The organism is Flavobacterium sp. (genome assembly GCF_030146175.1).
Lineage (GTDB): Bacteria > Bacteroidota > Bacteroidia > Flavobacteriales > Flavobacteriaceae > Flavobacterium.
Window position 1 is genome coordinate 1 of record NZ_JASLCE010000128.1, and the last position, 20,118, is coordinate 20,118.

Genomic DNA, 20,118 nt, shown 5'->3' on the forward strand with positions numbered 1-20,118 from the left:
TTATACTTCTCAATCCTTACCAAAAAAGCATTGCCACATTGCCAGATTGACTTATACGAACGCAACAAAGCAGACGATAGTTTCGGTTTTGGCGTTGTTTTTTCCGATGAAACCTTAAGTGAGTTCTTAACCAAAGATCCCAAATCATACGAATTAATACGCAGTCGCTTTGCCTATTGGGACGACCTGGATGTTGCCCGCGACGGTGAAGTCGTTCGGATTACCGGCAATGGTTTTTGCGGTTGTTCCCGGAAAACATTATTGGAATTACTACAGCAGCGTTGCCGCGAAGAAGGCGTTAACCTGCATTTTGAATCGAATATTACCGATCTTTCCCAATTTAGCGACAGTACCTATATTGTAGTCTCGGACGGTATTAACAGTATTTTCCGCGATCAGATGCCTGCCGATTTCGGTACGCAAAAAGTACTCAAAAACAATCGTTTTGTGTGGATGGGTTCTACGCGACCACTGGATGCTTTTACGTATTTTTTCCGGACAACACCCTATGGAACATTTGTCGCACATACCTACCAATATGAAGCCGGACGCAGTACCTGGATTTTTGAATGTTCGGACGAAACCTGGCAAAAAGCCGGTTTTTCGGAAACCGATGAAGCCGACACTATTCTAAAACTAGAGCATTTATTCAAAGAAGAACTAGACGGTCATTCCTTGATTTCCAATCGTTCGCATTGGCGACAGTTCCCGGCGATTACCAATTCCAACTGGTCTAAAGACAATATTGTTTTATTGGGTGATGCCAAAGCAACCGCTCACTATTCCATTGGTTCAGGTACCAAACTAGCCATGGAATGCGCTATTGCGCTTTCGGAAGCCGTTAGTAAACATCCGGATGATGTTAAAGCAGCCTTTGATCAATACGAAAAAGTACGCCGTAACCGTGTCGAAATGATTCAATATGCCGCAAATGTATCGTTGGATTGGTTCGAACATATGGACCGTCATAACCAACACGATTTTATGCAGTTTGCTTTTGGCGTGATGACCCGATCCAAAAAAGTTACCTTTGAAAATATGGCCTTACGCGATAGCACCTTTACACAAAAAGTCCTATCCGAATTCAATACCAAACACCAAAATAAACCGGAAACACCGGCCGCATTTACCCCATTTCAATTACGGGAAATGATTCTAAAAAACCGAATCGTAATGAGTCCGATGGGACAATATTCTGCCGAAAACGGTTTGGTTTCCGATTGGCATTTTATGCATTACGGATCGCGTGCCACAGGTGGTGTTGGTCTGATTTTAACCGAGATGACAGCCATTTCCGAAACCGGACGTATCACTTTAGGTTGTCCGGGTATTTACACTAAAGAACAACTAGTTAACTGGAAAAGAATAACCGATTTTATTCATCAGAATTCCGATTCCAGGATAGGCATTCAACTGGGGCATTCCGGACGAAAAGGCGCGATTAAAAAACCGTGGGAAGGAACACAGGAACCCATTGAAAATCCGTGGAACTTATTGTCGGCTTCGGCAATTGCTTATAACGAAAAAATGGCCGTTCCAAAAGAAATGGATCTCCACGATATGGAACAAATCCTAAACGAGTTTGTACAGGCAACTAAAAACGCCGACGAAGCCGGTTTTGACATGATCGAACTTCAGGCGCATCACGGTTTTCTGTTAGCCTCATTCCTGTCGCCATTAACCAACAAACGTCAGGATAGTTTTGGCGGTAGTATCGAAAACCGCTTAAAATTCCCATTATTGGTTTTTACAGCGATGCGTGCTGCATTTCCGGAACACAAACCGATGTCGGTACGAATTTCGGCATCCGACTGGGCCGAAAACGGGCTTACGGAAGCAGACAGTATTCTAATTGCTCAGGCTTTTAAAAATGCCGGTGCCGATATCATCAATGTCTCAACCGGAAATACGGTAGCCACACAACAACCGGTTATGGGTCGAATGTGGCAAACACCTTTTTCCGATACGATTCGCAACACCGTTTCCATTCCTACTATTACCACCGGTTATATCCAGGATATTGATCAAATCAATACCATCCTTTTAAATGGCCGTGCTGATCTGGTAGCATTGGGACGACCATTATTACTCGATGCGAATTTTGTTCGAAATGCACAGGCCTACGAGCAATATCAAACGGATGATATCCCAAAACAATACCGTATGGGAATCTCCCATTTATATCCGCTAAAAGGTTCCGAGCGAAAAGCGACCGAGGGTATGAAAAAATTACTAAAACCGGAAAGCCATAAAAAAGCCTGATACAACACCAACAGTTTAACTACCCCAAAAATGAATCATTACCACGATAATTTCGCACATGATAACCTTCCGGCTTTAAAACTACAGCCGGAATACCTTTTTGATCATCCGGATTTTGAGTTCCCCGAAAACCTGAATTGTGTAGCGCCTTTACTGGATATCCATATTAAAGAAGGCCGCGGCAATCAAATCGCAATCCGCACGTTTGATTCGGTTTGGACGTATCAGGATTTATATGACAAAGCCAATCAGATTGCCAATTACCTGATCGACGATACCGGTTTTATTTCCGGAAATCGGGTTTTAATCCGTTCTGCCAACAATCCGATGTTTGTAGCGTGTTGGTTTGCGGTATTAAAAGCCGGTGGTATCGTAGTGGCTACAATGCCATTATTACGGGAAAAAGAATTGTCCGTAATGGTCGAAAGTGCGCAGATTAGTCATGCTTTTTGCGATTACCGCCTACGGGATGAAATGGATCTGGTAACGGAACCCGCCTTAAAAAAAGTACTCTATTTTGACGGTTCGGAACAAAATGAACAGGAACTTGAAAAAGCAATAGCCCAAAAATCAATACAATTCGAGAACTATCCTACCCGATCGGATTCCGTGTCTTTAATCGGATTTACATCCGGAACAACCGGAAAGCCCAAAATGACCGCTCATTTTCATCGGGATGTGATCCTGATCTGCGAAGCTTTTCCAAAATATTCGCTACAACCAAAACCGGATGACGTTTTTACCGGAAGTCCGCCGCTAGGGTTTACCTTTGGTTTGGGCGGATTGGTATTATTCCCGTTTTATTATGGCGCCTCGACTTTTTTAATTGAAAAACCAAGTCCCGAAATACTGCTGCAAGCCATTCAGGAATACAAAATCACGGTTTGTTTTACCGCTCCGACCGCCTGGCGCATTTTGACAACAAAAGTTAAAGATTATGATATTTCTTCGTTACGAAAGTGTATTTCTGCTGGAGAAACATTACCTTTAAAGGTATGGGAAGACTGGTACAATGCCACCGGACTAAAAATTATTGACGGAATCGGCGCGACCGAAATGCTGCATATTTTTATATCGTCTAACGAAGACAATATTAAAAAAGGTGCTACCGGCGTACCCATTCATGGTTACGAAGCCAAAATCGTCGATAAAAAAGGGAATGAAGTGGCAACCAACGAACCCGGAAGACTTGCCGTTCGCGGGATTACCGGTTGTCGTTATTTAAACCGTACCGACAAACAGAAAGAATATGTACAAAACGGATGGAATCTTACCGGAGATATCTTCCGTAAGGATGAAGACGGTTATTTTTGGTTTGTAGCCCGTGGAGACGACATGATCATTTCTTCAGGCTATAATATTGCAGCCATCGAGGTGGAAAATGTATTGCTCACCCATCCGGAAATTGCCGAGTGTGCCGTTGTTGGATTGCCCGACGAAGAACGGGGCATGTTGGTCTGCTCCTATATTGTTTTAAAAGACAAAACCAAGGCTTGCCCTGATTTGGGTAAAGCCATTCAAAACTGGTTTAAAGAAGTGGCAGCGCCCTATAAATATCCACGGGAAGTTCGTTTTATGGACAATCTGCCCAAAACAGAAACCGGCAAAATACAGCGTTATAAACTAAAACAGTAATACTATGAGAAAAGCATTTGTAGTTTTTAGCATAACCGTTTTATCCATCACGGCTATACTGATTTACGTCAATTGGAAATTCAGTTTTTTACTTTTGATTTTTATCCCGTTGGTGCTAATGGGCTTACACGACATGTACCAGTCCAAACAAAGCATCAAACGCAATTTCCCATTATTGGGGCGTATGCGGTATCTTTTGGAATCTATCGGACCCGAAATGCGTCAGTATTTTATCGAAACCGATACCGAAGGAAAACCTTTTAACCGACTACAGCGCAGTTTGGTGTACCAACGCAGTAAAAAAGAAACCGATTCGATGCCATTCGGAACGCAATTAAACGTATACGAACCGGGCTACAAATGGATCAACCACAGTATTAAAGCCATTCCTTTTTCGGAAGTGGATTCCAATCCGAAAATTAAGATCGGATCGTCCCAATGCGAAAAGCCCTATATGGCGAGTCTTTTTAACATCAGTGCGATGAGTTACGGATCGCTCAGTAAAAATGCGATTCTGGCTTTAAATTCCGGAGCCAAACAAGGCGGTTTCTATCACAATACCGGCGAAGGTGGTCTTTCGCCCTATCACCTTGAAAATGGAGGCGATATCGTATGGAATATTGGTACCGGTTATTTTAGCTGTCGTGATAATGAAGGGCGATTTTCGTACGACGAGTTTACCAAAAGGGCCACATTGGACAATGTAAAAATGATTGAAATAAAATTCTCGCAAGGTGCTAAACCCGGACATGGCGGAATTTTACCCAAACAAAAAGTTACCGACGAAATCGCAGCGATCCGATTGGTTCAAAAAGGACAGGATATCATTTCCCCTCCCAGACATTCGGCTTTTAGTACACCTTTGGAATTGATGGATTTTATCAAACTCCTGCGAAAAGGTTCCGGTGGAAAACCAATCGGCATGAAAATATGTATTGGTAACAAATCGGAGTTTCTAGCCATTTGTAAAGCCATGGTACAAACCCAGACCTATTTCGACTTTATAACCGTAGATGGTGGCGAAGGTGGTACCGGTGCTGCACCTCAGGAATATTCCGATCACGTGGGAATGCCATTACGCGAAGCACTGGCTTTTGTTTACGATAGTTTAAACGGTTTTGGTATCAAAAATGAAATTAAAATCATCGCCAGTGGTAAGGTTGTTACCGGTTTTGATATTATAAAATGCCTTTCTATTGGTGCTGATGTCTGCAATTCGGCACGTGGGATGATGTTTGCACTCGGTTGCATTCAGGCCTTGGAATGCCATGCGAATACGTGCCCGACCGGTGTAGCTACTCAGGATCCAAAGCTGGTAAAAGGATTGGTTCCGGAAGAAAAAAGTATACGGGTTGCCCGTTTTCAGCACGAAACGGTAAAAAGTGCGATGGAATTAATGGCCTCTGCCGGAATTGAACATCCGGACGACGTAGATCGTACCGTGATCAGTGCCCGTGTGAGCGGAACCAAAATCGAAACCTATTACGAAATGTACCCTGAAATTGACAAAGGTTGTTTGCTGAATGAGAATACCGTTCCGACAGCTTTTCAGTTTTTCTGGAAAAAGGCAACCGCCGAAAGTTTTTAATCCCCTATAATTCAAAAAATGAATCACATCTTTATAAAAACCGAAAAAGTACGCTTCCAACATGTCGACTATGCCGGCATTGTTTTTTATCCCCGTTTTCTCGAAATGCTCAATTGCCTTGTGGAAGACTGGTTTGAAGAAGCCTTGGGTCGTCCTTTTTCCAAAATGCATGAAACCAACGGCATCCCAACCGTCGATTTAAAAGTACAGTTTAAAAAAGCCGCCCGATTAGGCGAAACGCTCACTAAAAAATTATGGGTTAAACATCTCGGTGGCGCTTCCATCCTATGCGGTTTCCGGTTTGAAGACGAAGCCGGAGCAACTTGTCTGGAAGGCGAAGTTACCTTGGTCAATGTCGCTTTTAACCCAAATCGGGATGGTATAAAAGCCGAAGCTTTTAACGACGATATGAAACACAAAATAAACCAATACCTACTGGTTACCTTGTAACCCTACTAAACCTCAAAACTAAAATGGAATTTTCAAAGTTTAAAGCGGCAACCGTTCAGACGGCACCGGTCTTTCTAAATGTAGAAAAAACGGTCGACAAAGCCATTTCGATTATCCGGGAAGCTGCCGCCAACGGTGCGGAATTAATCGCTTTTCCGGAAGTATTCGTAGCCGGTTATCCCTACTGGAATTGGATTATGACTCCGGTACAGGGAAGCAAATGGTATGAAAGACTCTATAAAAATGCTGTTGCTGCAGACGATCCGGAGATCAAACGAATCCAACAGGCCGCACAGGAAAACAACATCCATGTTGTAATCGGTATTAACGAACGTGGCACCAGTTATGGTGAAATTTACAATACGAACCTTATCATCGACAATGCCGGTCAGCTGATTGGAAAACACCGAAAACTGGTACCGACCTGGGCCGAAAAACTCACCTGGACTTCCGGCGACGGTTCTTCACTAAAAGTATACCCAACTAAAGTAGGTCCGATCGGAACGTTGGCCTGTGGCGAAAACACCAATACTTTGGCACGGTTTACGCTATTATCGCAAGGCGAACTTGTCCATATCGCGAATTACATTTCGCTGCCGGTTGCGCCACCCGATTATAATATGGCCGAAGCGATCAAAATTCGCGCAGCAGCCCATTCCTTCGAGGGAAAACTATTTACAATTGTATCCTGTTCGACAATTTCACAAGAGATTATGGACATTTTAAAAGAAGATGTTCCGGATGCCGAAACCTTACTAACCCGTAAAAATTCCGCATTTTCCGGATTTATCGGTCCGAATGGCGCGGTGATCGGTGAACCAATTATTGACGACGAAGGGATTGCTTACGCCGAAATCGACCTGTCAAAATGCATTCAGCCCAAACAAATGCACGACATATTAGGGCATTATAACCGTTTTGATATTTTCGATTTGCGTGTAAATACCGCTCCGACCCGAAAAATTACCTTTATTAATTCACACGAAGAGTTTAACGCAAAATAATCATGGAAGACCAATTTAATGATGACGTTATCGGGAGAGCCCGGGTAAAAGACACCCCGGAACTCGAAGCCTATTATAAAGAACTGGAAACACTTGGTGCCGGTGCCTTATGGACCGTCGCTAATGATATCGAACCTTGGGAACCGCGAACGTCTTCCGTTCCGATGCTGTGGAAATACGAAAACCTGCGCGAACTGGTTTTAAAATCATCCGAACTCGTTACTCCCGAACAAGCCGGGCGTCGTGTAGTATATCTGGTGAATGACAAACGTAAAGATGTGAGTGCAGCCGTAGGATGGCTCTACACCGGAATTCAGGTTACCCGTCCCGGAGAAAGCACTTCGGCACACCGCCATAAAGCATCCGCGCTTCGTTTTATAATGGAAGGCTCTGGCGGTTATACTATTGTTGATGGTAATAAAATCATGCTTGAAGTAAACGATTTTGTAATCACACCAAACTCCACCTGGCACGAACACGGCGTTGAGGAAAACGGAAAAACCTGTATCTGGCAGGACGGACTGGATATTCCGCTTGTAAATGCTCTGGAAGCCAACGATTATGCCGTTTTTGACGGTAAGCAACCGCTCGAAGCACCTTTAAATTATTCGCCGTTAACCTATGGCGGAGCGGCGGGCTTCATTCCGGCCGATACGGTTTGGGATAAACCCTATTCGCCCCTTTTTAAATATTCCTGGACATCGGTTTATCCGGCATTACAGGAAGCCGCAAAAGTAAACGAAGGATCGCCTTACGACGGCGTTATCATGGATTACACCAACCCACTCACCGGTGGACCGGTAATGCAAACGATGGGTGCATCTATGCAATTATTACGCCCCGGCCAACATACCAAAGCGCACAAACATACCGGATCGATCATCTACCAATGCGCCAAAGGCAACGGTTATTCCATTATCGGTGGAAAACGATACGACTGGAAAGAACGGGATATTTTCTGTGTACCTTCCTGGGTTTTCCACGAACACGTAAATCTTTCCGAAACCGAAGATGCCTGCTTATTTTCGTTTAACGACCTTCCGGTGATCAAATCATTAGGACTGTATCAGGAAATAGCTTACCCCGACAATAACGGATACCAAATAGTAAATTAATCATAAATGAAACTCGCTACTTACAAAATTAACCATACCGCTCCCCGTTTGGGAGTTGTTCAGGACAACCATATGATTGACCTGGAAGATGTTGCCAAAATCAAAAAAGAAACCCTACCGTTAACGATGCTGGAACTCATCGATGCCGGATTGGATGAGGTACACCGAATCCAGCAATTAATAGACAGTCTGACAGAAGAGGAAAAAAGCAATTGCTACTACCCGTTGTCAAATGTTACCTTCCTTGCTCCGATTCCAAAACCGCGTAAAAACATCATCGGAATTGGTCTTAACTATACCGAACACGTGGCTGAAAGTGCGCGTACACTAGATACTTCTAAAGAACTACCACAACAACCCGTTATTTTTTCAAAACCGCCAACAGCTGTTATTGGAACCGATGACTATATTATCCATAATCCGAAACTAACGCAACAATTGGACTGGGAAGTGGAATTAGCAGTGATCATCGGAAAAAAAGGGAAATATGTCTCTAAAGAAGAAGCTTTGGATCATGTATTCGGTTATACGGTGATCAACGACATTAGCGCTCGTGACTGTCGTCGTTCCGGACAATGGATTGTTTCGAAAGGACAAGATACTTTTGCCCCAATGGGACCGGTTTTAGTGACCAAAGACGAAATTCCGGATCCGCATAACCTAAACCTTTCATTAACCCTTAATGGCGTTGAAAAACAAAGCTCCAATACCAAATTCATGCTCTTTAACATCAACGATCTCATTGAAGATTTAAGCACGGTTTTCACCCTTGAACCGGGCGATATTATAGCTACCGGAACACCGGCTGGCGTAGGCGCCGGAAGATCGCCTCAGGAATGGATGTGGGATGGCGACATTGTTAAAGCAACAGTTGAGAACATTGGAACTATAACGAATACTATCAAAACATTAAATTAAAATAAGAACACCTTTTATATAATGAAAAAATACAGAATCGGCCAGATTGTTCCCAGTTCCAACGTTACGATGGAAACCGAAATTCCGGCTATTTTCCGTTCGCGTGAAACCCTTTTACCGGAACGTTTTACCTTCCATTCGAGTCGGATGCGAATGAAAAAAGTGACCAAAGAAGAACTCGAAGCTATGGATGCCATGAGCCTTAAATGCGCTCAGGAATTATCCGATGCGCATGTCGATGTAATGGGCTATGCCTGTTTGGTTGCGATTATGAGCATGGGGCGTGGTTATCATTGCGTTTCGGAAGTAAACCTGCATCAGGAAACAGTACAAAACAACTTCCCTACGCCAATTGTAACCAGTGCCGGAGCTTTGATCAACGGATTAAAAGTACTCGGTGCAAAAAAAGTTGCCGTGATTACCCCTTATATGCGTCCGCTAACCGACATGGTGGTCGATTATATCGAACATCAGGGCTTTGAAGTAGTCGATTCCATTGCTTTGGAAATTCCCGACAACCTTGAAGTTGCCGCTCAGGATCCGATGAATCTTTTGGAAATATACAAAAGACTTAACCTGGAAGGTGTAGACGTTATCGTCGCTTCAGCTTGTGTGCAAATGCCGTCACTTGAAGCTATTGATCAAATTCAAAAAGAAACCGGAATTCCGGTTACTTCGGCTGCCGTTTGTACCACCTACGAAATGATGAAAAAATTAGGCTTGGAAGCAAAGGCATCGATCGGAGGCGAATTACTTAGCGGGAAATACTAAGATCCTCAATAACATTTCGTTAAAATCCTGTATTTTTTACAGGATTTTTTTATTTGGCACCTTAGCATTCTGCAATCGAAACCTTCAAAATGAGTGCATTTTGCTCCAGTAGCCTAATATTCTAATTTACATTCCCAATGTTAACCCTAAAAAAAGCAGTATTATTCGATTTATGCCATTCAATTTTATTTTATTCTTTACATATTGACACAAAAACAAATAATCACAAATCGAATAACTACTTAAATTAAAATAAAACTGTTAATTTTTTTTAAATAATAACAGTTCAACATAAACATTTAAAAACTTTTTAACAAAAAACAATTTTAGTCTTAAAAAAAGTGAGAAAAAATTAATTCTCACATAATGAGAATAATTTAATTCTCAAAACATTCTCTTTATAGTATTTTTGTACTAATATTGTTATGCGAAATAATTACAGTTTTTAACAAAATGCGGATCTGTGTAATTATAACAGTAGTTTTTTAAGTGATCAATGACTAATAAGCCATTACGTACATTTCTATTAGTGCTGTTGTCTTCTCAGTTTGTTTTTGCCCAAACAGAAGAGATGACCCGAAAAGAGATTTCTAAAATGATTGCTAAATCCAGCAATCATATGCTAAATCTGGAATGTGAAAAATCGCTTATCGCCGCTAAAAACGCACTCAACGAAGCCTACCGGATTAACGATAAAGTCCTGATAGCCAAAGCCTACAACATTATCGGACTCAACCATGAGGAATTCTCCGATTTTAAAAAAGCGGTACAGTACTATGAAAAAGGCCTCCGCTACGCCAATCAAACCGATAACGATACGATAAAAGACTGGCTACACAACAATCTGGCGAGTGCTTACTGCTATCACAAGCTCGATTTTGAAAAAGGAATCGAACATTACAAAATCGGACTCTATTATTCCGAAAAACTAAAAGACAGTAGCGAAATCATCTATACGCGACTAAATATCGCCAGCGCCTATTTCGAAACCAAAAAATACGACGAAGGATTCAAATACCTGGTCGGACTGGAAAAACAGATCCTTAAAGGGACTGAACTGGAAGCCCAGATATCCCTTAACTCCTTATTAGGCTCCTACTACACCCATTCCAATAATTTTGCAAAGGCAGAAGCCTTTTATAAAACCGCACTGGAGCTTTGTCAAAAAAACAAGGTCGAATTCCTGCAAACCAACGCCTGTGATCTCTACAAAGAGTTTTCTCAGTATTATTTTAAGATCAAAGACTTTGAAAACGCCTATTTTTATCTTGAAAAATACACAACCACAAAAGAGCAGATTTATAACGAAGAACGCATCAACGAAGTAAAAAAAGCCGGTAGTCAGATTGAACTGGACGAATACAAAAGGCTAGTATCGCAAATTGAAAGTGAAAAACAACTTCAAGCCAGAAGTTTACAGCAATCGCGCATTATTGTGGTATTGTTTATCATTACACTTATCTTTTTGTTGTTATTTCTCTTTTCATTATACAAAAACAATGAAATCCGTAAAAAGATCAATAACGAGCTTAAAATTGCCAATAAACAATTAAAAGAAGCCAAAGATCAGGCCGAAGAAGTTTCCCAACTCAAATCGCAATTTATCTCCACGATTAGCCACGAATTGCGTACACCGCTCTATGGCGTGGTAGGAATCACCGATATTATTACCGACGAACACAAAGAGCTTTCGGAAAGTTCGTATCTGAAATCCATAAAATTTTCGCCCAAATATTTATTGTCGCTGGAAAATCATATTTTACAGGTCTATAAAATTGATGAAAACAAGATCAAACTGGAAAATTCGGCGTTTAACATTATCGAGGACTTACATCTGGTAACCGACAGTTTGATGTTTTTGGCTGAAAAAAACAAAAACAGATTGCTACTTGAAGTAGACGAAGACATCCCTACGTTACTGATTGGTGATCGGGTACGTTTGTCTCAGATTTTTATGAATCTGATCGGAAATGCGCTTAAATTCACCCATAAAGGCCGCGTTAAAATCACCGCGCAAATTGAAAAAATTGAAGGCACGATTTATTACCTCCGTTTTGAAGTGATCGATAACGGGATTGGTATCGCCGAAGAAGATCAGGAAAAGGTTTTTGAAAAATTTGTCCAGATCGAACGCAAGGAAGACGATTATCAGGGAACCGGTCTCGGACTTCCGATTGTAAAACAACTCGTAACGCTGTTTAACGGCGAAATCAGTATTAAAAGTAAAGAAAACGTAGGAACAACCATGACGGTGATTATTGGCTTTGATTCGGATCCGGAAGAAATCAAATACTATACGGATAACCTCGAGGTGGAATACGCTTTGGAGCAAAGCTATCGCGTATTGGTTGTTGAAGACAATAAAATCAATCAGATTGTCACCAAAAAAATCCTGGACGACAATAATTTCCCGAATGTGATTGTCGATAACGGTTTCCACGCGCTGGATCTTTTGCAAAAAGAAACGTTCGATGTGGTGTTAATGGACATTAACATGCCGGCTATCAATGGTTTTGAAACCACCAAACGTATTCGCGAATTAGGCATCAACATTCCGGTTATTGCATTGACCGCTTTCGACAAACAGGAAATTTCCGAACAGGTATTTGCCGCCGAGATGAATGGTATCATTATCAAACCGTTTGAACCCAAGCAACTGTGCAAAATGATTGTGCAGCTGTGCGGAACAAATCCATAACACATTATTCCGGGCTTTATTTTTTAGAATCGCATAACTTTCCTACTTTTACTATTCTTATCTGACAGCCGCCATCAAATGATTAAAATTCTGCTCCTGGAAGACGACTTAGTACTCTCAAAAGAAATCAGTGACTTTTTAAAAACAAAGGACATTGCGTGTGATTGCGTATTCGACGGAGAAGTCTTTTTCCGCCAATTACGTTCCGGACAATACAATATTTACTTACTGGACATTAACGTCCCGAAAATCAACGGACTGGATGTATGCAGTCAGATTCGGGAAACCGACCAGACGACGCCTATCCTGATGATCAGCGCTTATGGCGATCTTAACGACAAAATGGATGCATTTCAATTGGGTGCCGACGATTATCTGGTAAAACCGTTTCATCTGGAAGAACTGTTGATTCGGGTTTTAGCCCTGTTACGACGTAGTGCAACACCGCAAAACGAGGAAAAAATAATCGTGATTGACGACCTTGAAATCGCACCCACTTCGATGACGGTAAAACGAGCCGGCACCACTGTTGAGCTTACACAGAAAGAATACCAGCTGTTATTATTACTGGCCAAAGCCAAAGGTAGAACACTTTCCAAACAGACCATCTCGGAACAGATTTGGGATTCTCATTTTGACACCAATCTGAATACCATCGAAGTGTATATTAATTTCCTTCGAAAAAAAATCGATAAAAACCACGAGAACAAACTCATTCATACCCGACCGGGTTTTGGGTATTACCTAAAAGACGAATAAAATGACGTTAAAGAGACGTATAGCCGTAAATGTCAGTATTGCGTTTTCCGTAATTTACGGTATATCGGCTATATTTATCTATATCTCATTCTCTACCTTCCGGAAAGAAGAGTTTATGGAACGTCTCGAAGAAAAAGCACTAACCACTACTAAACTATTACTTGAAGTAAAAGATATAGACAATCAGATTTTAAAGCTTATCGATCAAAATACAATCAATAAACTTTACAATGAAAAGACGTTGATTTTTGATAGCAATTACAAACTGATTTATAGTAGTATCGACGACGCTTCGGTAAAATGGGATGTCAATTTTCTGCAGAAAATAAAAAAACACAAACGGGTTTATACGATCGAAAAAGAGAAAGATGTATTGGGCGTTTTTCATATTTATAACAATACCGATTATTATATTATTATTGCCGCCGAAGACAAATCCGGGATGAGTAAACTGGAATTTTTATACCAGATTCTGATCTTGTCGTTTTTTATCGGAACCACACTGGTATGGGTTACCACCTATTTCCTGATTCGGAAATCACTGGAACCGCTTGATAATTTCCAAAAGATCATCACCAGTATTTCGATTAACAAACTAAATACTCAGATTATCGAATCATCCAAATCGGATGAGATCAATTTACTTTCCAAAGCCTTTAACCAGATGTTGTTGCGTATCGAACGTTCGTACCTCGCACAAAAAGAATTTACCTCAAATGCCTCTCATGAATTGCGCACACCGATCAGCCGGTTGACTTTACAGTTGGAAAATCTGATACAACAAGGCGGTCATAGCGAGCATACACTCAATTACCTGAATAATATGAGTAAGGATGTCAACCAGATATCCGACTTGATCAACTCGTTATTGCTACTGGCACAAATCAATGCGTCCAGTTTTGGTACCAATTTCCAACAAGTGCGCATTGACGAAATCATTTTTCAGGTTTATGAAAAAACGATTAAAAACTTCCCGGATTTCCAAATGAATTTTGAAATCGGAAATACCGAATCCGATCTGGAAATCAAAGGAATAACCTCATTATTGGAGATCGTTTTTGCCAATCTTTTTAAAAATGCCTATCTTTATTCGTACGACCGTAAAGTAAATGTGATCATTGAAGACAATCCAACGGGGAATATTCAGATTCGATTGATCAATAAAGGAGAAAAACTTTCCCCGGAAGAAGAAAAGAAAATTTTCAACTCGTTTGTTCGAGGAACCAAGAATCAAAAAATTCAGGGTTCCGGTTTGGGACTTCGCATCGCCAAACGTATTCTGGATTTACATAAGGCACAATTAGCCTATACGTATGACGATACTTCCGAACAACACGAATTCACGCTCACTTTCCCGGTTTAAAACACCTTTTCCCGATTCATCTATACCTTTTTAAGCTTTTTTTAAGGTCGGCTTTAAGGCTGTTTTAAGGTTACTGCCTGCATCTTTGTAACAAATTAAACTCTTTATAGATGAAAGTAGCTCCTTTTATACTATCACTGCTGTTTTTCCAGTTGGCCTTTTCACAAAAGAATATTTCGCTAAAAGACTGTGAAGATGCCATGCAGAAAAACAATTTCCAGTTACTGGCCGAACAATACAATATCACCGCGGCACAGGCTGCTGTTATTCAGGCCCGGATCTGGGATCATCCGAATATGTCATTGGCTTTTAACGCTCTGAATCCCGAAGACAAACGGTATTTCGACGTGGGCAAAAACGGACAAAAAGCCGTTGCTGTAGATCAGCTGATTCATATTGGCGGTAAAAAACGCAACGAGATCAAGCTGGCAAAATCCAATGTGGCACTGGCCGAATTGCAATTTGAAGAATTAATGCAGGATCTAAAACACGAACTGCGTCAAAGCTTTTATACGGTCTTTTTCGATCAGAAGAAAATTGCCAGTATCGAATCGCAAACAGCTCAAATTGAAAGCCTGTTACAATCCTACGAAGTACAGGCCGATAAAGGTAATGTTCCTTTAAAAGATGTGGTACGCCTGCAATCCTTATTGCTAAATCTTAAAAATGATCGCATTGCCATCCAAAAAGACATTGCCGAAAACAAACAAAAACTAACTATTCTTACCGGTATTGACGAAGAATTAACGCCATCGGCTGATGAAAGTGAGCTAATGCTTGTTTTTAATAGTCCGAAATATGCCGAAAGTGAATTGTTTAACATCGCTAAGGAAAAAAATCCGGAGTACCTGAGTGTTCTAAAACAGGTTGAAAACCAGGAATTGGCGGTAAAGCTTCAAAAATCATTATCGGTTCCGGATGTCACAGCCGGTCTGGCCTACGATCAAGTGGGTGGTGCTTTTAAAAATGAGGTAAACTTTACCTTGGGAATTCCATTACCACTTTGGAACCGAAATAAAGGAAATATCAAAATTGCCGAAGCCGAATTAGGTCAGTCAAAAGTGAATAAAGATCAAAAAACACTCGAATTAAAGACGCAAGTAAACAGTTCGCTTTCGATCTGGAAGGAACAGAAAAAAGAATATACGTCCCTGTCGAAATCCATAAACGAAAATCTCGACCTGGTATACAAAGGCGTATTGATGAACTTTCAGCGTCGTAATATTTCGCTATTGGAGTTTACCGATTTTATGGAAAGCTATAACCAAAGTACACTGCAGTTAAACGAAATGCGCAAACAACTGATCCTGTCCGGAGAACAAATCAATCATATCACCAATTCAACCATCTTCTAATATGAAATATCCAATAATAACCTGTCTGTCGCTACTGGCCTTAATTTCGTGTCAGGACAAAGAAAAAAAAGCGGAAATAAAAGAAACTTTTGTGCTGAGCAATAAAATGCTACAAACCACCAAAACAGCTCCGGTGACTTTAGAACCGCTTCGCAACGAACTGAATTATTACGGAAAAATCACAACCGACAACAACAAAACCATTGAGGTATTCCCGGTTGTTGGCGGTAGCGTAGCCAAAGTATATGTGGAATTGGGCGATTATGTTAAAAAAGGACAATTGCTCGCTACGATCCGAAGTACCGAAGTAGCCGATTTTGAAAAAGAGCTCGACGACGCTAAAAATGATGTAATCGTAGCAAAAAACAACCTTAAGGTAGCGCAGGAGTTATTCGAAGGGAAATTAAACGCCGAACGCGATGTTTTGGAAGCCAAAAGCAACTACGATAAGGCCAAATCGCAATTACAACGTATTCAGGAAACCTATAAAATTTACAATATCAAATCGGGCGCTATTTATGAAGTGCGTTCTCCGTTGAGTGGTTTTATCATCCAGAAAGACATCAACGAAAATATGTTACTGCGTAACGACCGAAGCGACAATATTTTCGATATCGCCGAAATCAACGATGTGTGGGCCATTGCCAATGTAACCGAAACGGATATCAACCAGATCAAACTGGGCGAAAACGCAGCTGTAACAACGTTGAGTTATCCGGATAAGGTTTTTAATGGTAAAGTGGATAAGATCTTTAATATTATCGATCCGGATACCAAAGCCATGAAAGTCTTGATCAAATTAAATAACCCGGAATATGTTTTAAAACCGGAAATGCGCGCTTCCATTAAAATCTCCTATATGGAAAGCGACAAAAAAATGTTGGCGGTTCCGGCTTCGGCAGTGATCTTCGACAAAAGCAAAAATTTTGTGGTAGTCTATAAAGACCGAAATAATATCGAAGCCCGACAAGTGGAAGTTTTCCGTCAGGTTGGCGATACGGCTTATATTTCAAGCGGTATCAACGAAGGAGAAAATGTAATGACACAAAACCAGTTGTTAGTTTACGGCGCCCTAAATGAATAGATATGAATAAATTTATCCGAAATATTATTGCTTTTTCCCTCAAGAATAAAGCATTTACGTTTTTCTGGGTCGGTATTCTCGCCATTTCCGGGTTTGTCGCCTTTAAAAACATGCCCATCGAAGCCTTTCCCGATGTAACCAATACGCAAATCATTATTGTTACCGAATGGAACGGTCGAAGTGCCGAAGAAATCGAACGTTTTGTAACGACTCCTATCGAGATCGCGATGAATTCCGTTCAGAAAAAGACGAGTGTTCGAAGTATTACAATGTTTGGTCTTTCGGTAATCAAAATTATTTTTGAAGATGATGTCGACGACTTTTTTGCCCGTCAACAGGTCAATAATCAGCTGCGAACCGTTTCCCTACCCGATGGTGTCGATCCGGATGTTCAGCCGCCTTATGGCCCAACCGGGGAAGTATTCCGTTATGTCTTAAAAAGTAAAGATCGGGATACCCGCGACCTCCTAACCTATCAAAACTGGGTAATCGACCGCCAGTTACGTGCCGTTCCGGGTGTAGCCGATATCGTAGCCTTTGGTGGACAGGAAAAAACCTATGAAATTAGTGTCGATCCGGGACGTTTGTCCAAATATAATATTACGCCGTTGGAAGTATTCGACGCTGTAAATAAAAGTAACCTGAACGTTGGTGGCGACGTGATCGAAAAGAATGGCCAGGCTTACGTAGTTCGTGGTGTGGGATTGCTGAGTTCGATCGAAGACATTCAGAATATCATCGTAGCCGATGCCGGCGGTAATCCGGTTTTGGTCAAAAACCTGGCCGATGTAGCCGAAAGCTCCTACCCGCGTGTAGGTCAGGTCGGACTGGATAAAAACAGTGATGTCGTAGAAGGTATTGTTGTGATGCGAAAAGGAGAAAACCCAAAAGAGGTATTAACCAGCATCAAAGAGAAAATCAACGAGATCAACGAAACGGTATTGCCAAAAGACATCAAAATGGTAACGTTTTACGATCGTGACGATCTGATGAACTTTACGACCGCTACGGTAATGCATAACCTGTTTGAAGGAATCATTTTCGTAACCGTGATTGTATTCCTCTTTATGGCCGACTGGCGAACGACGTTAACCGTAGCCATAATTATCCCGCTATCGCTCCTTTTTGCCTTCCTGTGTTTGAAGTTAAAAGGAATGAGTGCCAACCTACTGTCACTCGGTGCGGTCGATTTCGGGATCATCATTGACGGTGCCGTCGTGATGGTCGAAGGTATCTTTGTGACACTCGACCACCTCGCGCATAAAAAAGGAATGAAAGCCTATAACAAACTGGCTATTGGTAGTGTGATCAAAAAAACCGGTACGGAAATGGGGAAAGCAATTTTCTTCTCCAAACTGATTATTATCACCGCGCTGATTCCGATTTTCTCCTTCCAGAAAGTAGAAGGAAAAATGTTTGCGCCATTAGCCTATACGCTTGGATTCGCATTATTGGGTGCGCTTATTTTTACCCTGACGTTGGTTCCGGTATTGTCGCATATTTTATTAAACAAAAACGTAAAAGAAAAGAACAATCCGTTTGTAAATTTCTGGAACAGGATTGTAGAAAAATCGTTTAACTTCACGTTCAAACACAAACAGAAAACCCTTTTTGTCTCCATTGCCTTTATGGTAGTAACCTTTATTTCGGCGAAATTCTTAGGAACGGAATTCCTGCCGCAATTAAACGAAGGTGCCTTATGGGTAACCGCCGAAATGCCTATTAGTACTTCCCTACCGGAGAGTAACAAAATATCGGCCGAAATACGTACCATACTGGGAAGCTTCCCGGAAGTAGAACAGGTACTTTCGCAAACCGGGCGTAGTAATGACGGAACGGATCCGAATGGTTTCGGTTTCGCCCAATTCCAGGTGGATTTATATCCTAAAAAAGAATGGAAACGCAATATCAGTCAGGAAGAACTGATTGATCAAATGGATACCAAATTAAAACAGATTCAGGGGATTACCTACAACTATTCCCAACCGGTTATCGATAACGTAGCCGAGGCCGTTGCCGGATTTAAAGCTTCCAATGCCGTAAAAATTTATGGTGAAGACCTGAATAAGCTGGACGAACTGGCAGCAAAAGTACTGACACAAATCAAGGGAATCGACGGAATTAAAGACGTGGGAATCCTTCGAAACGTAGGTCAACCGGAAGTGAGCGTAATTCTGGATCGTGGCAAAATGGCCGCTTATGGTGTTACCCTTGCCGATGCACAAGCCGTATTGGAAATGGCCTTTGGTGGAAAAACGGCCACTCAGAAATACGAAGGTGAAAAGAAATTTGACGTTCGGGTTCGTTATACCAAAGAATACCGAAAAGATGAAAATGACCTGTCACAACTTAAGGTGCCGACAATCGACGGTGTCAAAATTCCACTTAAGGAAATTGCAACCGTGAAAAAGATTACTGGTCCGGCGTTTATTTACCGTGATAATACCAAACGTTTTATTGCTGTAAAATTCTCTGTCCGCGATCGTGACCTGGGTAGTACTATTGCCGATGCACAAGCGGTGGTTAATAAAAATGTGGAGCTTCCAAACGGTTACCATTTTGGTTGGACCGGTGAATTTGAAAATCAGGTTCGTGCCACACAACGTTTGAGTCAGGTTGTACCGATTAGTTTGATTGGAATCTTTGTGTTGCTATTTATTATGTTCGGAAATATAAAAGACTCCTTACTTGTATTAGCGAACGTTCCGTTTGCCGTAATCGGAGGTATCATCGCCTTACACCTTACCGGAATTAATTTTGGTATTTCGGCCGGAGTTGGATTTATTGCTCTTTTTGGTATCTGTATTCAGAACGGTGTAATTCTGATATCGGAATTCCATAAAAACCTCAAGGAAAAAATGGATCTCAACACTTCGATTATCGAAGCCGTAAAAATCAGAACCCGTCCGGTAGTGATGACCGCCTTAATGGCTTCCATCGGATTATTACCAGCGGCTACTTCAACCGGAATTGGTTCGGAATCTCAAAAACCGCTGGCCATTGTGATCATCGGTGGATTGATCACCGCTACCGTACTAACGTTATTGGTATTCCCGATTATATTCTGGGTATTTAACCGTAAAAAACATCAGCCAATAGACTGATTGTAAATAGCT

General features: G+C 41.5%; 14 protein-coding genes. All 14 read left to right on the forward strand.

What is annotated here, in order from left to right:
* Positions 1 to 2,262, forward strand: a 2,262-nt coding sequence (locus Q1R07_RS14430) for an FAD-dependent monooxygenase (protein ID WP_300491604.1), incomplete at its 5' end; no start/stop codon positions are given.
* A 30-nt stretch (positions 2,263 to 2,292) separates the two neighbouring features.
* Positions 2,293 to 3,897, forward strand: a complete 1,605-nt coding sequence (locus Q1R07_RS14435) for an AMP-binding protein (protein WP_300491606.1) — start codon at positions 2,293 to 2,295, stop codon at positions 3,895 to 3,897.
* Positions 3,898 to 3,901: 4 nt separating this feature from the next.
* Positions 3,902 to 5,485 carry a glutamate synthase-related protein gene (locus Q1R07_RS14440; RefSeq protein ID WP_300491608.1) on the forward strand — a complete coding sequence of 528 codons (1,584 nt, stop codon included), beginning with the start codon at positions 3,902 to 3,904 and terminating at the stop codon, positions 5,483 to 5,485.
* Positions 5,486 to 5,503: 18 nt separating this feature from the next.
* A complete protein-coding gene (locus Q1R07_RS14445; protein ID WP_136401432.1) occupies positions 5,504 to 5,935 on the forward strand; it encodes an acyl-CoA thioesterase in 432 nt (143 codons plus the stop codon).
* 23 nt (positions 5,936 to 5,958) lie between these two features.
* The gene (locus tag Q1R07_RS14450; protein ID WP_300491611.1) at positions 5,959 to 6,939 is read left to right on the forward strand and encodes a carbon-nitrogen hydrolase family protein; all 981 of its coding nucleotides are present in this window, start codon (positions 5,959 to 5,961) and stop codon (positions 6,937 to 6,939) included.
* Positions 6,940 to 6,941: 2 nt separating this feature from the next.
* Complete coding sequence (locus Q1R07_RS14455) at positions 6,942 to 8,054, forward strand: cupin domain-containing protein (RefSeq protein ID WP_300491613.1); 1,113 nt, start codon at positions 6,942 to 6,944, stop codon at positions 8,052 to 8,054.
* Positions 8,055 to 8,060: 6 nt separating this feature from the next.
* Complete coding sequence (locus Q1R07_RS14460) at positions 8,061 to 8,972, forward strand: fumarylacetoacetate hydrolase family protein (protein WP_300491615.1); 912 nt, start codon at positions 8,061 to 8,063, stop codon at positions 8,970 to 8,972.
* 21 nt (positions 8,973 to 8,993) lie between these two features.
* Positions 8,994 to 9,743 carry an Asp/Glu racemase gene (locus Q1R07_RS14465; protein ID WP_300491617.1) on the forward strand — a complete coding sequence of 250 codons (750 nt, stop codon included), beginning with the start codon at positions 8,994 to 8,996 and terminating at the stop codon, positions 9,741 to 9,743.
* Between the two features lie 496 nt (positions 9,744 to 10,239).
* Complete coding sequence (locus Q1R07_RS14470) at positions 10,240 to 12,441, forward strand: ATP-binding protein (RefSeq protein WP_300491619.1); 2,202 nt, start codon at positions 10,240 to 10,242, stop codon at positions 12,439 to 12,441.
* Positions 12,442 to 12,519: 78 nt separating this feature from the next.
* A complete protein-coding gene (locus tag Q1R07_RS14475) occupies positions 12,520 to 13,200 on the forward strand; it encodes a response regulator transcription factor (RefSeq protein WP_300491621.1) in 681 nt (226 codons plus the stop codon).
* A gap of 1 nt (position 13,201) precedes the next feature.
* Complete coding sequence (locus Q1R07_RS14480) at positions 13,202 to 14,563, forward strand: HAMP domain-containing sensor histidine kinase (protein WP_300491623.1); 1,362 nt, start codon at positions 13,202 to 13,204, stop codon at positions 14,561 to 14,563.
* Positions 14,564 to 14,673: 110 nt separating this feature from the next.
* Positions 14,674 to 15,918, forward strand: a complete 1,245-nt coding sequence (locus Q1R07_RS14485; protein ID WP_300491625.1) for a TolC family protein — start codon at positions 14,674 to 14,676, stop codon at positions 15,916 to 15,918.
* Between the two features lies 1 nt (position 15,919).
* Positions 15,920 to 17,002, forward strand: a complete 1,083-nt coding sequence (locus Q1R07_RS14490; RefSeq protein ID WP_300491627.1) for an efflux RND transporter periplasmic adaptor subunit — start codon at positions 15,920 to 15,922, stop codon at positions 17,000 to 17,002.
* 2 nt (positions 17,003 to 17,004) lie between these two features.
* The gene (locus tag Q1R07_RS14495) at positions 17,005 to 20,106 is read left to right on the forward strand and encodes a CusA/CzcA family heavy metal efflux RND transporter (RefSeq protein ID WP_300491628.1); all 3,102 of its coding nucleotides are present in this window, start codon (positions 17,005 to 17,007) and stop codon (positions 20,104 to 20,106) included.
* Positions 20,107 to 20,118: the final 12 nt, after the last annotated feature.

Coding starts and splice junctions, on each gene's coding strand:
- Q1R07_RS14435 (WP_300491606.1), top strand. CDS start 2,293: ATGAATCATTACCACGATAATTTCGCACATGATAACCTTCCGGCTTTA.
- Q1R07_RS14440 (WP_300491608.1), top strand. CDS start 3,902: ATGAGAAAAGCATTTGTAGTTTTTAGCATAACCGTTTTATCCATCACG.
- Q1R07_RS14445 (WP_136401432.1), top strand. CDS start 5,504: ATGAATCACATCTTTATAAAAACCGAAAAAGTACGCTTCCAACATGTC.
- Q1R07_RS14450 (WP_300491611.1), top strand. CDS start 5,959: ATGGAATTTTCAAAGTTTAAAGCGGCAACCGTTCAGACGGCACCGGTC.
- Q1R07_RS14455 (WP_300491613.1), top strand. CDS start 6,942: ATGGAAGACCAATTTAATGATGACGTTATCGGGAGAGCCCGGGTAAAA.
- Q1R07_RS14460 (WP_300491615.1), top strand. CDS start 8,061: ATGAAACTCGCTACTTACAAAATTAACCATACCGCTCCCCGTTTGGGA.
- Q1R07_RS14465 (WP_300491617.1), top strand. CDS start 8,994: ATGAAAAAATACAGAATCGGCCAGATTGTTCCCAGTTCCAACGTTACG.
- Q1R07_RS14470 (WP_300491619.1), top strand. CDS start 10,240: ATGACTAATAAGCCATTACGTACATTTCTATTAGTGCTGTTGTCTTCT.
- Q1R07_RS14475 (WP_300491621.1), top strand. CDS start 12,520: ATGATTAAAATTCTGCTCCTGGAAGACGACTTAGTACTCTCAAAAGAA.
- Q1R07_RS14480 (WP_300491623.1), top strand. CDS start 13,202: ATGACGTTAAAGAGACGTATAGCCGTAAATGTCAGTATTGCGTTTTCC.
- Q1R07_RS14485 (WP_300491625.1), top strand. CDS start 14,674: ATGAAAGTAGCTCCTTTTATACTATCACTGCTGTTTTTCCAGTTGGCC.
- Q1R07_RS14490 (WP_300491627.1), top strand. CDS start 15,920: ATGAAATATCCAATAATAACCTGTCTGTCGCTACTGGCCTTAATTTCG.
- Q1R07_RS14495 (WP_300491628.1), top strand. CDS start 17,005: ATGAATAAATTTATCCGAAATATTATTGCTTTTTCCCTCAAGAATAAA.